The following is a 13,865-nucleotide window of genomic DNA, read 5'->3' on the forward strand; positions in this document are numbered from 1 at the left end:
ATGGCTGAGCTGACTGTCACGACCATCTCTCACGGCGACGCGAAGACGCACTTCGTGTCGACGTCGACGGTCAACTGGGTGATTCTGCAGGACCGGTCCGGCGTCACGCTGGTCGACGGCGGCTATCCGGGGCACGCGGGCGCCGTCGTCGAGTCCCTGCGCCGGATCGGCAGCGCACCCGAGGAGGTCCGCGCGGCACTGCTCACCCACGCGCACGTCGACCATCTCGGCGGCCTGGCCCGACTGCGTCGCGAGCACACGTTCGACGTGTTCGCCGAACCCGAGGAGGTGGGACACGCACGGCGTGACTACCTGCAACAGGCGGACGCGTCGACGATCGGCCCCATCGCGTACCGCCCCGCCGTGATCCGCTGGCTCGGCACCGTGCTCCGACTCGGCGCACTCGACAAGACGGGTCTGCCCGACACGCAGGCCTTCGACGGTCTGTCGGAGCTGCCCGGCTCCCCCGTCGCGGTGCCGACGCACGGCCACACCCGCGGTCACAGCGCGTTCACCGTCGGCGACGGCGAAGTCCTGATCTCCGGAGACGCCCTGATCAGCGGGCATCCGATCGCCAAGCACGCCGGCCCGCAATGCCTCGGTCACGTCTTCACGCACGACGTCGCCGCCAACGAGGCCGCCGTCGCCTCCCTCGCCGACCTGGACGCGGTGATCGTCATGCCGGGCCACGGCCCTCTCCTCGCCGGTGCGGTCGGGACCTTCGTCGAACAGGCCCTGACGCGGTCCGGCGACTGAGCATCGGCGCGTCGGCCGCCGAGCGTCGCGGAGACCATGGGGACGCGTGTCTAGGGAATCCAGATCCATTCCCGTGACAGCGCCGTCTCGCCGGAGCATCGGATCAGCGTCCCGGCCCCGTCGACGGCGAACAGGCGATCGGCGGGCCTGGACGCGGGGCGGCACGGGTCGCTCGTCACCGTGACCGCGGGTGCGGTGCGGTCGGTGCCGCTCCCCGGGATCGGTGCGCCCACATAGGTGAGCGGCGTCGCCTGCCGCACGCCGCCGACGTCCTGCGGTTCGTCGTACGGGGCGACGACGGCCAGCGAGTCCCCGACGCGCGTCCAGTCGTCGCGTGTCGGATCCGAGCGAGCACCTGTGCGGACGACGACGGTCTTGGCCTGCGCCGGGGTGGCGTAGAGGACCGCGCCGTGCCCGTCGGTGTCGACCGCGGTGACGGTCCACTCGTCGCGGCCGCGCGCGATCAGCCCGGTCACGGTCCATCCGTCTGGAACGTCCGCGATCTGCCGCGCACCCTCCGAGGAGGCGAATCGCGTGGTGAGGACGCCGTTGCCGGACACCATGATCGCGGCGACGCCCCGATCCCCGGCGACGACGCGCACGCTCTCGTCCACCGACGCTCCGAGGTCGGCTCCGCCGTAGATCCTCCGCTCCCCCGTCCTGCTGTACACGGCGAACCTGTCCGGGCGGCCCGCGCAGACGAGCGGCACCGCGAACTCGTCGCCGATCACGTCGAAGCGGTCCGGACGGCGGCAGTCGTCGTCGACGTCGAGGTCGGCGATCCGATCCACCGTGCCGTCGGATCTGCGGACTCGCACGAGGGCGGACTCGTCGTCGGTCAGGGCGACGGCGCCGTCCGCGGACACCCGGACGGCCTCGGCACCGTCGAGCGCGTCGGTGCGCCACCGGATCGTCCCGTCCCGGCCGTCGACGCCGTAGGTGAGCAGCCCCACCGGAGCCGGATACTCGACCTGGACCAGCAGCCACGATTCGTCGCGGGTGGCGGAGGGAGCGCCCCACGCACCGACGACCCGCGCGTCGAAGTCGAGTCGCCAGTTCTGTCGGCCGTCGGCGTACGCGGTGACCGACGTCGCGCCCGGCAGGGCGAATCCGCCCGCGACGGGTGCCGGGATCGATGCCTCCCAGGCCTGCGCGTCCGGGGCCGGTTCGTCCCAGTCGATGCGGACCGGTGCATCGCCGCTCGCTTGTCTACCGTCAGGGCCGTCGAGCCGCGGCGACGGGCCCGCAGGCCAGGCCACGAACACCGCGACGGTCGCCAGGATCGCCGACGAGCACACCGCGGCGGTCGCGAATCTGCGTGCGGCACGGCGACGTCCGCGCTGCGGGACGCGTACCACGCGGGACAGGAGATCGCCGACACCGATCGCGATTCCCAGAATCGCCACGTAGACGACGATGCTCGGACGGTCGATCACGCCCGGTGCCGCCTGGAGGCCCGCCGCGTCGTCGCGCGCACCCGCGGACACCGCCAGGAGCACGACGATCGCGGCGACGCCGAGTACCGAGACTCCGATGTCGGCCCGATCCCAGCGACGGCTCCGCCGGGGCCTCGCCACGAAGTGGACGAGAGCCGGGACCACCGCGGCGCACGCGACGACAGGAGTGATCCACCGCAGATCCGATCCGGGCAGCGGGTCAGAGCCCCGGTGCCATGCGGGCACCGCCCTGATCTCCGCGAACACCGTCAAGCCGATCACGACGAGGATCGCGCCGACGACCACGCCGGTCCAGATCGCGTGCGGTCTGCGGACCTGTGACGACGGCGGGGAGTCCCCTTCTCGGCTCATGTCGACGAGGAAACCAGCCGTGATCGGCGATGGTTTCAAATGAGAGCAACCCGTTACCGGACCGAGCCAAGCTCATCCGTTCGGACGATACGACCGCACGTGCGGCGGCCTCTCGCGCGAGAGCCGAAAGCTGCGCGGCCCGTTGACGATCCATCGGTCTCGACGACCGCTCGCGGAAACCGAACCCGCCCGGTTCGGCCCCTCCGCAGTCGTCCATCGCGACTCCGTGGATGTCGTCTCGCCTATGAACTCGTCACCGCGGCGGTCGATTACACGACGTCCCGGACTCTGATCTCCACGGTCCCCGCCGCACCGCGACGCAGACGAGACCCGAGAACCGTCAACCGCCCGAGCACTCCGTACTTCTTGACTATCAGGTCGGCTGCGCGGGCCCCGTCGTCGTTCACGATGCCGATGCCGGCGGCCTGATCCCCGAGGGTCTTCGATCCACGCGCGTCGCACTTCTGGACGAGGACCCGGTTGTCGCGACGTAGCCGCTTGACCTTCCACGAGTCGGCGACCGTCCACATGACGAGGTCGGCCCCGTCACGCACCGCCCACAGCGGAGAGGCCACGGCCTCGCCGGTCTTGCGATAGGTCGTCAGCATGACGTACTTGGCTTCGGCGATCTCCCCGACGGTGGTCATGGCGCCAGCCTACCGTCGACGGCGGTCGACGCACGTCAACGCATGAATCGATAACCCATACCGGCCTCGGTGATCAAGTGCGCGGGCCGGGACGGATCGTCTTCGAGCTTGCGTCGCAGACTCGCGAGGTACACCCGCAGATAGTTGGTCTGCGTCACGTAGGCCGGACCCCACACGGCTCCGAGGATCTCGCGTTGGCTCACCAGGTTCCCGTCGGCGCGGACCAGCAGTTCCAGGATCCCCCACTCGGTGGGCGTCAATCGGACCGGGCCGCCGTCGCGCAGCACCCGGGTCGCCGCGAGATCCACCTCGATCGATCCGGCGCGGACGACCGGACTCGGGGTCGGTCCGGCGACGACCGCCCCGCGGCGGATCGCGGCGCGCAGCCGCGCGAGCAGCTCCTCCATGCCGAACGGTTTGGTCACGTAGTCGTCGGCACCCGCGTCGAGGGCGGTCACCTTGTCGGCGGCGTCCGTGCGCGCCGACAAGACGATCACCGGGACGGTGCTCCACCCGCGCAGACCGTGCAGCACGGTGACGCCGTCCATATCGGGCAGTCCGAGGTCGAGGACCACCACGTCCGGAGAGTGCCTCGCCGCAGCGGCGAGGGCGCTCGCACCGTCGGCGGCGGTGATCACCTCGAATCCGCGCGCCCGCAGATTGATCCGGAGTGCTCGCAACAGCTGCGGTTCGTCGTCGACGACCAGGACACGGCCTCGATCGGATGCCATCACACACCTCCCTCACCGACCGGCAGGTCGATCACCATGGTGGTCCCGCCCCCGGGGGTCGGCGCCGCGACGAGCGTGCCGCCGACGGCCGAGACGAAACCGTTCGCGACCGACAGCCCGAGCCCGACGCCTGAGGTGACACGGTTCTGATCTCCGTACTGGTGGAACGGCACGAACAGGCGCGGCAGTTCGTCGTCGCCGATGCCTTCGCCGTGGTCGACGACGCTGATCCGGCAGCGCGGTCCGTCGTCGTCGACGAGTTCCGTGCGGACCTGCACATCGCGGGAACCGTGCCGCAGCGCATTGTCGACGAGGTTGGCCATGGCCCGCTCGAGGAGCCCTCCGTCGGTGACGGCCCACGGTTCGTCGATCGTCACGACGATGTCGGCCGCCGCGGGATCGCGGAGGGCGACGGCCGCTGTGGCGCGGTGGATCACTTCGGCGAGGAAGGTGGGTCGCAGCTGCGGTCGGACGACGCCCGCGGCCAGGCGCGACGAATCCAGGAGGTTCCCCACCAGCGACGACAGTTGGTCGACCGACTCCTCCACCGTGGCGAGCAGTTCGGCGGTGTCCTCCGCGCTGAACGTGACGTCATCACTGCGCAGACTCGATGCGGCGGCTTTGGCCGCCGCGAGCGGAGTGCGCAGGTCATGGCTCACCGCCGCGAGCAACGCACGGCGCAGTTCGTCGGTCCGGGCCACCTCGTCGGCGACCGCGGCCTCGGCGGCGAGCCGGTCGCGTTCGGCCGCCGAGGCGACCTGATTGGCGACGGCGGTCAGCACGCGTCGGTCGCCGGCCGCGATCGGCGGCCCCACCGTCTCCAATCGATAGGCGCCGTCGTAGGCCGGGCAGACGGTGTCCGGCTCCCCGTCCCACACTCCCGCCGCGGTCGCGGTGTCGCCCGCCGCGTCGATGACCCTCACCCCGGTCTGCTGGTAGGTGGTCCGCACCCGTTCCAAGAGGTCGGCGGCGCCCGCCCCGTCGAGCACCGCGCCGGAGAACAGGGCGAGCAGTTCGGCTTCTCGCACCGCGCGCTGCGCCTGCACGCGGCGGACTGTCGCCGAGTCGACGAGCGCCGCGACGGCGATCGCGATCAGGAGCATCACCGCGAGCGTCACCGCGTTGTCGGGTTCGGCGATGGTGAGGGTGAAGCGCGGGTCGGCGAAGAAGTAGTTGAGCGCCAGTCCGGACGCCACCGCCGACACCGCGGCCGGGGCGACGCCGCCGAGCATCGCGACGGCAAGGACGCCGACGAAGTACATCGACGATTCACTCGCGAAACCCAGCCAGCGGTCCAAGCCCGCGATGAGACCGGAGACGATCGCCGGGACGACGATCGCGAACACCCAGCTGAGCGGACGGTGGAATCGCGTCTGCCGGAGGTCGAGCGGGTTGGGCCGACGTGCCTGCTCGTGCGTCACCATGTGCACGTCGATGCGCCCGCTGTCGCGGACCACTCGCGCGCCGACGCCCTCGTCGACCATCCGCTGCCACCGCGAGCGCCGGGACGTGCCGACCACCAGCTGGGTGGCGTTCATTCCGCGGGCGAAGTCGAGAAGCGCGGTGGGGACGTCGTCGCCGACCACCGTGTACACGCCGGCGCCGAGGTCGTCGGCGAGCGACCGCACCGCGGTGAGATCGGCCGATCCGACATCGGCCAGCCCGTCCCCGCGCACCACGTGCAGCACACTCAGTTCGGCGCTCGACCGCGACGCGATCCGGCTCGCGCGCCGGATCAGCGTCGCCGTCTCCGGTCCGCCGGTCACCGCGACGACGACCCGCTCACGCGCCTCCCAGGTGTCGGTGATCGCATTCGCCGACCGGTAGTCGGCGAGCTTGTCGTCGACGCGGTCGGCCAGCCACAGGAGCGCGAGTTCGCGCAGCGCGGTGAGATTGCCCTGTCGAAAGAAGTTCGCGAGCGCCTCGTCGATCCGAGACGGCTCGTACACTCGTCCCGCCGACAACCGTTGTCGCAACGCCGCGGGCTCGATGTCGACGAGTTCTATCTGGTCGGCGCCGCGGACCGCCGCGTCGGGCACCGTCTCTCGCTGGGTCGCTCCGGTGATCTGCGCGACGACGTCGTTGAGGCTCTCCAGGTGCTGGATGTTGACGGTCGAGAGCACGTCGATCCCCGCGTCGCGCAGCACGTCGACGTCCTGCCACCGCTTGGCGTTCGCCGATCCGGGAGCGTTCGTGTGGGCCAGTTCGTCGACGAGGACCACGCGGGGTCGGCGCGCGAGGACGGCGTCGAGGTCCATGTCGTCGAGCACGGCTCCCCGGTGGTCGACGCGCCGCCGCGGGACCGTCTCGAGTCCGTCGATCATCGCCGCCGTCGCCGCCCGACCGTGCGTCTCGACGACGCCGACCACGACGTCGACGCCGTCGTCGCGCAGCATGTGCGCCTGCGCCAGCATCTCGTACGTCTTGCCGACTCCGGGCGCACAACCGAGGAACACCTCCAGCTGTCCCCGCCGCGTCCGGCCGTCTGCCGTCATAGCGGAATTCTATCGGCAGCCGGGACCGACGAGCCCCAGCGCGACGTTGACGCCGATCACGTTCACGGTCGGTTCGCCCAGGAAGCCGAGCTGTCGGCCCGTCGTGTTCTCGGCGATGATCGCGCGAACCCTCGCCTGAGAGAGTCCGGTGACCCGTGCGATCCGCGGGACCTGCAGACCCGCGTAGGTCGGTGAGATGTCCGGGTCGATTCCGGATCCCGATCCGGTGACCGCGTCGGCGGGGACTCGCGACGGCGGGACGTTCTCGCGCGCGGCGACGACGGCACGTCGCTCCTGCACGATCCGACGCAGGTCGTCGCTGCTGCGGCCGAGATTGCTCGCTCCGGACCGGGACGGGTCACCGGGCGCCATCGGATCGCCGACACCGCCGGCGACCCTGGCGTGCAGGTACGGGTCCGGATGCCCGGCCGGAGCCCGCTGGTCGACGCCGACGAGTCGGGATCCGACTGTGCAGCCGGTGCGGTCGGTGACCGGCGATCCCTCCGCGCTCGTGGCGTCGATGCGGGAGAACGCCCACACGGCGACCGGATACGCGCCGCCGACCACGACGGTGAGCGCGACGACGGCGGCGAGACCGACGACGAATTGACGGACGAAGCCGATGACTGTGGTCTTCACAGCGGTCACCCCATTCCGGGCAGGAGACGGACGACGAGGTCGATGAGCCAGATCCCGACGAACGGGGTCACCACTCCACCGACGCCGAAGACGAGCAGGTTGCGTCGCAGCAGCCGCGACACGCTCATCGCGCGGTAGGGCACGCCGCGCAGCGACAGCGGGATCAGTGCGACGATGGTCAGCGCGTTGAACACGACGGCCGAGACGATCGCCGACTGCGCGGAGTGCAGATGCATGATGTTGAGCGCGCCGAGCTGAGGGAAGACGGTGGAGAACAACGCGGGCAGGATGGCGAAGTACTTCGCGAGGTCGTTCGCCAGGGAGAACGTCGTGAGCGCGCCGCGCGTGATAAGCAGCTGTTTGCCGATGCCGACCACTTCGATGAGCTTGGTGGGATCCGAGTCGAGGTCGACCATGTTGCCTGCCTCCTTCGCGGCCGACGTCCCCGTGTTCATCGCGAGCCCGACGTCGGCCTGGGCGAGCGCCGGGGCGTCGTTGGTTCCGTCGCCGGTCATCGCGACGAGCCGACCGGATGCCTGCTCGCGCCGGATCAGCGCGAGTTTGTCCTCCGGAGTGGCCTCCGCGACGAAGTCGTCGACGCCTGCCCGCGCGGCGATCGCCGCGGCGGTGAGCGGGTTGTCGCCGGTCACCATCACGGTGCGGATGCCCATGGCCCGCAGTTGAACGAAACGTTCGGCCATACCCGGTTTGACCACATCTGACAGTTCGACGACGCCGAGCACCCGCGCGGACGGGATCGGGCCAGAGGTCCGTTCGGCGACGACGAGCGGGGTGCCCCCACGTCGCCCGATCGCGTCGACGGCATCGTCGACGTCGACCGGGAGCTCGCCGATCCAGGCCCGGACCGAGTCGGCTGCGCCCTTGCGCCACGACACGTCGTCGGCGTCGACGCCGCTCATACGCGTCTGCGCCGTGAACGGCACCACCGTCCCGACCGGCCCGTCGTCGACGGTGTACGCGCTGTGCACCAGGTCGACGATGCTGCGTCCCTCCGGTGTCTCGTCGGCGAGGCTGCACCGGTAGGAGACCTCGGCGAGCTCGGCGTCCGGTACGCCGCGGGCGGCGATCAGTGCGGTGGCTCGCCGGTTGCCGAAGGTGATGGTGCCGGTCTTGTCCATGAGGAGGGTGTCGACGTCGCCCGCGGCTTCGACGGCCCGACCCGACATGGCGAGCACGTTGCGCTGCACCAGTCGATCCATGCCCGCGATGCCGATGGAGGAGACCAGGGCGCCGATCGTCGTCGGTATCAGGCACACCAGCAACGCGATCAGCTTGACCGGATCCGCGGCCTGCCCGGCGAACTGCTGCAGCGGCCCGACGGCGACCACCGCGAGGAGGAAGACGATCGTGAGCGAGGAGAGGAGGATGTCGAGGGCGATCTCGTTGGGCGTCTTCTGCCGCGCGGCACCCTCGACGAGGGCGATCATCCGGTCGACGAAGGTGTGTCCGGGTTCGGTGGTGATACGGACGACGATGCGGTCCGACAGGACCACCGTGCCGCCGGTCACCGCACTCCGGTCCCCGCCGGACTCACGGACGACGGGTGCGGACTCGCCGGTGATCGCCGACTCGTCGACAGTCGCGATGCCCTCGATCACGTCGCCGTCGCCCGCGATCACCTCCCCCGCCTCGACGACGATGATGTCGCCGACGTGCAGATCCGCGCCGGAGACGCGGGTGGTCTCGCCGTCGTCGTCGAGACGGCGCGCCTGCGTGTCGCTCTTCACCGCGCGCAGGCTGTCGGCCTGCGCGCGGCCGCGGCCTTCGGCGACGGCCTCGGCCAGGCCCGCGAAGAGGACGGTGAACCACAGCCAGGCGACGACGGTCCAGGCGAAAACGGACGGATGCCAGATCGACAGGAGGGTCGTGACCACGGCGCCGACGAAGACCACGAACATCACCGGGTGACGAGCCTGCTCGCGCGGGTCGAGTTTGCCCGCGGCCCGGGGAAGCGTCGAGATCAGCTGCCGTGGATCGAATGCACCGCTGCGCACCATGTCGGGGGCCTGGTGAACGGTCATGCGAGCGCCTCCGCGATCGGTCCCAGCGCCATCGCCGGGAAGAAGGTCAGTCCGGCGACGAGCAGTGTCGTCCCGAGGAGCAGTGCGCCGTAGACGACGCCGTGGGTCGGCAGTGCGGAGCCGCGTGTCTCGGCAGACGAGTCGCGCGGGGTCTGCGTGGCGAGTCGCCCGGCGAGGGCCAGCACGAGGACGATCGGCAACAGTCGACCCAGGAGCATCGCGAGTCCGAGGGACATCTGGAACCAGTCGTCGGTCACCGTGAGTCCGCCGAACGCGCTGCCGTTGTTGTTGGCCGCGGACGCGTACGCGTACAGGATCTCGCTGAATCCGTGGATCGCGTTCGGGCTGCCGGGTGCGCCGTCGTTGCCGAGTGAGTCACGCGTCGAGCCGAGCAGGGCCGAGATCGAGACTCCGGTCAGGACGAGAGCGGGCATCACCAGCACGTACAGTGCGGCGAGGGTGATCTCGTGGCGGCCGATCCGTTTGCCGAGGAACTCCGGGGACCGGCCCACCAGGAGCCCGCCGACGAACACGGTGACCATCGCGAGGACCAGCAGTCCGTACAGGCCGGAACCGACACCGCCCGGTGCGACCTCACCGAGCAGCATGTTCCAGATCAGTCCGCCGCCGCCCGCCGCGGAGAAGCTGTCGTGCGCGGAGTTCACCGCTCCCGTCGACGTGCCGGTGGTGGCGACCGCGAACAGACTCGATCCGGGTACGCCGAACCGGGTCTCCTTGCCCTCCATGGTGGCGCCCGCCACCCCGGACGCGTGTGCCTCGAACGCCCAGACGGCCACGGTCACCGCGAGCCAGACGGTCGCCATGACGCCGAGGAGCGTGTAGCCCTGCCTGCGGTCGCCGACCATGGTGCCGTAGGTCCTGGTCAGCGATACGGGAATCAACAGCACGGCGATGATCTCGACGAGGTTCGCCAGCGGCGTCGGCACCGAGAACGGGTGCGCCGAGTTCGCGGCGTAGGTGCCGCCGCCGTTGGTGCCGAGGACCTTGATCGCCTCCTGCGAGGCGAACGGCCCCACTGGTACGTGTGCACGGCTCCCGTCGAGCATCGTCACATCGACTCCCGTGCGCCACGACTGGACGGCGCCCGCGGTCACCAGGATCGCGGCGATCACGAAGGCGAGCGGCAACAGGATCCGCAGGGTGCCGCGGACCAGGTCGACCCAGAAATTGCCGAGGTCGCCGCCCCGTCGTGCGGCGATTCCGCGGATGAGCGCGACGGCCACCGCCATGCCGACGGCGGCGGACAGGAAGTTCTGCACGGCCAGGCCCAGCATCTGGGTGAGGTTGCTGACCGTCGCCTCCGGCGAGTACGACTGCCAGTCGGTGTTGGTGACGAACGAGACGGCCGTGTTGAACGCCATCGTCGGCGGGACGGCGGGCTTGCCGTCGGACCACGGCGCGACGCTCTGCAACCGCTGCAGCAGGTACAGGACCACCAGCGACGCTGCGGAGAATCCGAGGACGCTCATCGCGTAGGCGCGCCAGGTCTGACCCGCGCGGGGGTCGACGCGCGCGAGGCGGTAGATCAGCCGTTCCACGCGCAGATCGCGGGTGCTGCGGTACGTCTTCGCCAGGTAGTCGCCGAGCGGTGCGTGGGCGACGGCCAGCACCGTGACCACGGCCGCGACGGTCAGAACGCCCGACCAGGTGTCGTCCACGCGTCAGAACCTCTCGGGGAACAAGAGGGCGACGAAGAGGTAGCCGAGCACCGCGAGCGCCACCACCGCGAGGATCACGTTCACCGTGCCGCCGCTCATCGGGAGCTCCGACGGTCCAGCGCATGCACCACCAGGACGAGCGCCGTGATCGCGCCGCCTCCGACGAGAACCATCACCGCATCGGCCATGACCGCTCCTTCTCGTGTCCACAACTCACGAGATCCACGGTCGACCCAGATCCGGCGCACCGCCAGAGGCTTTAGCGCGATCCATACGCCGTCCCAGCGAATCTTGACGAGATCTGAGCGCCGCGACGGAATGCACCGCACGCGGAGGGAGCGTCACCGCATGTTGACCGGAAGCATCACCACGCGTCGACCGGGAGCGTCACCGCATGCAGATCGAGCGGAGTCGAGATCTCGACTCCGCTCGATCAATGGGGGGGCAGGTCCGCTACGCCTCGATCTCGGTGCGGTCACCGCTCCACAGGGTGTGGAACGAGCCGTCCTTATCGATGCGACGGTAGGTGTGGGCGCCGAAGAAGTCGCGCTGTCCCTGGATCAGAGCGGCCGGGAGACGCTCGGCGCGCAGACCGTCGTAGTACGAGAGCGACGACGCGAACGCCGGAACCGGGATGCCCATCAGGGTCGCGGTCGAGACCACGCGACGCCAGCTGTCGACCGCGTTCTCGACGGCTTCCCGGAAGTACGGGGCCAGCAGGAGGCTCGGCAGTTCCGGGTTCTCGGCGTAGGCCTCGCGGATGCGGTTGAGGAACTTGGCGCGGATGATGCAGCCGCCACGCCAGATGGTGGCGAGATCACCCGGCTTGACGTCCCATCCGTATTCGATGCTGCCGGCCTTGATCTGGTCGAAACCCTGCGCGTAGGCGACGACCTTCGACGCGTACAGGGCGTTCTTGATGTCCTCGACGAACGCCTGCTTGTCGGTCGGTGCACCGGCGAGCTCGCCGGAGGCCAGTCCCTGCGCCTGCTTGCGCTGGTCGGCGGCGCTGGAGAGAGCACGTGCGAAGACGGCTTCGCCGATCCCGGTGACCGGGATGCCCAGGTCCAGTGCGCTCTTGACGGTCCAGCGGCCGGTGCCCTTCTGACCCGCCTGGTCGACGATCACGTCGACCAGCGGCTTACCGGTCGCGGCGTCGACCTGTCCGAGGACCTCGGCGGTGATCTCGATCAGGTACGAGTCCAGGTCGCCGGTGTTCCACTGGCGGTAGACGTCGGCGATCTCGGAGACCGGCAGGTCCAGGGCCTTGCGCATGAGGTCGTACGCCTCACCGATGAGCTGCATGTCGGCGTACTCGATGCCGTTGTGCACCATCTTGACGAAGTGGCCGGAGCCGTCCGCACCGATGTGGGTGCAGCACGGCTCGCCGTCGACCTGCGCTGCGATCGACTCGAGCATCGGGCCGAGCGACTCGTACGATTCCGCCGGTCCGCCCGGCATGATCGACGGGCCGTTGAGCGCGCCCTCCTCGCCGCCCGAGATACCCGCGCCGACGAAGTTCAGACCGCGCTCACTCATCGCCTTCTCGCGGCGGATGGTGTCGGTGTAGAGGGAGTTGCCGCCGTCGATGATGATGTCGCCCGGCTCCATCAGATCCGCCAGGTTCTCGATCACCGAGTCGGTCGCCGCACCGGCCTGCACCATGATCAACACGCGACGCGGGCGCTCCAGGGAGGCGACGAACTCCTCCATGCTCTCGGTGCGGATGAAGTCGCCGTCGCCGCCGTGCTCGGCGATCACGGCGTCTGTTTTGGCGATGCTGCGGTTGTGCAGCGCGACGGTGTAACCGTGACGCGCGAAGTTACGGGCGATGTTCGAGCCCATGACGGCCAGTCCAGTGACTCCGATCTGGGCGCGTGCGGTCGCTTGGTCAGCCATGTGTGTCTCCATCGATAGACGTCTCGCGGTTACCTTCTATATTGCAATGCCGGTCGGGGACGTGGTGGGCGAGCCGACGACGCGACCGGTGTGCCGTGCGACACAAGGGTCGGTGGATCGGCCGATTGAGCGAGCCCTGGGCCCGCTGCCGGTCGAGGCCTTCGACTCCGCTCAGGAGAACCGCAGTCCCTCGCCGGTCGAGCGCAGTCGAGCCACCTGACCTGCGACATGTAAAGAAACCTTCGATTTCTTTACATGTCTTCGAGTCGATGTAAAGTTTCTTTCACTCGACGGCTCCGTTGCAGGTCAGGACACCTTGTTCTCGCTCACAGCTCCCACAGCGACGCGATCGGCAGTCCGACGAGGTTCGCACCGAATTGCACCCCGTGATCGGCGGTGCCGAGGACCACGCCGCCGGCGAACCGGTCTCCCAGCCGCTCGCTGAGACGTTGGAGTCCACGGAAGTGCTCGGGCCGATACGTCTGACTCGCCTTCACCTCCACACCGATCACCCTGTCGTCGTCGAGTTCGATGATGACATCGACCTCGATGCCGGATGTCTCCCGATAGTGGAAGAGGGAGAACCCCGTCTCACTCCACGTTCGCTGTTTGCCGAGTTCAGACACCACCAGCCCTTCGAGAAGCGGCCCGAGCAGTTCACCGCCGGTGACGAGATCGGTCGCGCACCCGGAGGTCACCCCGGCCAGATGCATAGCCGACGCAGAGTCTGCGACGACCGCCTTGGCCTTGCCCGCTTGTCGAGTGCGAAGACTGTTCGCCAACGGAGGGATCGTCTCGACGAGATAGAGCGTCTCGACCAGGTCGAGATACGCCGTCATCGTGGTATCCGGAATATCCGCGTCTCGCGCCAGCTTGGCTCGAACCACTTCGCCCGATTGATTCGATGCGAGTAGCTTCAGCACGGTGGCAAGCCGCCGAGGATCGACCACCCGGCGAACGTCACGCGCGTCCCGTTGAACGATTCGGTCGACATAACCGTCGAACCATGCCGAGCGGAGGCGAGACCCCCCGCCGGAAGGCATCGGGATAGCCGCCTGCAGCGAGCAGGTCCGCGTAGTCTCTTCGCGCACAGGAGCTCCGGAACTCGACCGGATCGACGCCCCCCGACGAGGCGGGTCACGAAATCATCGACCCGGCCGTTGATCTCT

11 protein-coding genes are annotated in these 13,865 nt (G+C 69.4%); 1 reads left to right on the forward strand and 10 read right to left on the reverse strand.

The features are described from left to right. The gene (locus tag BKA16_RS01135; protein ID WP_183368837.1) at positions 1–756 is read left to right on the forward strand and encodes an MBL fold metallo-hydrolase; all 756 of its coding nucleotides are present in this window, start codon (positions 1–3) and stop codon (positions 754–756) included. 50 nt (positions 757–806) lie between these two features. Here the strand turns inward: BKA16_RS01135 and BKA16_RS01140 are convergent, their stop codons facing one another. The 10 genes from BKA16_RS01140 to BKA16_RS01185 all read right to left on the reverse strand — a co-directional run bounded on the left by BKA16_RS01140 (position 807) and on the right by BKA16_RS01185 (position 13,739). Further along, entirely contained in the window at positions 807–2,564 is a 1,758-nt protein-coding gene (locus tag BKA16_RS01140) for a hypothetical protein (RefSeq protein ID WP_183368838.1), read from the reverse strand. A 269-nt stretch (positions 2,565–2,833) separates the two neighbouring features. Continuing rightward, a complete protein-coding gene (locus tag BKA16_RS01145) occupies positions 2,834–3,211 on the reverse strand; it encodes a PPOX class F420-dependent oxidoreductase (protein WP_183368839.1) in 378 nt (125 codons plus the stop codon). 35 nt (positions 3,212–3,246) lie between these two features. After that, positions 3,247–3,942: a response regulator gene (locus tag BKA16_RS01150; protein ID WP_183368840.1), complete on the reverse strand. Its 696-nt coding sequence runs from the start codon at positions 3,940–3,942 to the stop codon at positions 3,247–3,249. Further along, positions 3,942–6,437, reverse strand: coding sequence for a DUF4118 domain-containing protein (locus BKA16_RS01155; RefSeq protein WP_183368841.1), 2,496 nt, complete (start codon positions 6,435–6,437; stop codon positions 3,942–3,944). Before BKA16_RS01155 ends, BKA16_RS01150 begins: the two co-directional genes overlap by 1 nt. A 9-nt stretch (positions 6,438–6,446) precedes the next feature. Then, entirely contained in the window at positions 6,447–7,076 is a 630-nt protein-coding gene (locus BKA16_RS01160; protein ID WP_183368842.1) for a potassium-transporting ATPase subunit C, read from the reverse strand. A gap of 5 nt (positions 7,077–7,081) precedes the next feature. Further along, complete coding sequence (gene kdpB, locus BKA16_RS01165) at positions 7,082–9,118, reverse strand: potassium-transporting ATPase subunit KdpB (protein WP_183368843.1); 2,037 nt, start codon at positions 9,116–9,118, stop codon at positions 7,082–7,084. Next, positions 9,115–10,797, reverse strand: a complete 1,683-nt coding sequence (gene kdpA, locus BKA16_RS01170; protein ID WP_183368844.1) for a potassium-transporting ATPase subunit KdpA — start codon at positions 10,795–10,797, stop codon at positions 9,115–9,117. Before kdpA ends, kdpB begins: the two co-directional genes overlap by 4 nt. A 3-nt stretch (positions 10,798–10,800) precedes the next feature. Continuing rightward, positions 10,801–10,896, reverse strand: coding sequence for a K(+)-transporting ATPase subunit F (kdpF, locus tag BKA16_RS01175; RefSeq protein WP_183368845.1), 96 nt, complete (start codon positions 10,894–10,896; stop codon positions 10,801–10,803). A 354-nt stretch (positions 10,897–11,250) separates the two neighbouring features. After that, positions 11,251–12,696 (reverse strand): NADP-dependent phosphogluconate dehydrogenase, encoded by a 1,446-nt coding sequence (gene gndA / locus BKA16_RS01180; RefSeq protein ID WP_183368846.1) that lies wholly within the window; start codon positions 12,694–12,696, stop codon positions 11,251–11,253. 326 nt (positions 12,697–13,022) lie between these two features. Then, the gene (locus tag BKA16_RS01185; protein ID WP_246371888.1) at positions 13,023–13,739 is read right to left on the reverse strand and encodes a DUF4143 domain-containing protein; all 717 of its coding nucleotides are present in this window, start codon (positions 13,737–13,739) and stop codon (positions 13,023–13,025) included. Positions 13,740–13,865: the final 126 nt, after the last annotated feature.

It is taken from the genome of Gordonia humi, assembly GCF_014197435.1.
In the GTDB taxonomy this organism is placed as follows: Bacteria; Actinomycetota; Actinomycetes; order Mycobacteriales; family Mycobacteriaceae; genus Gordonia; species Gordonia humi.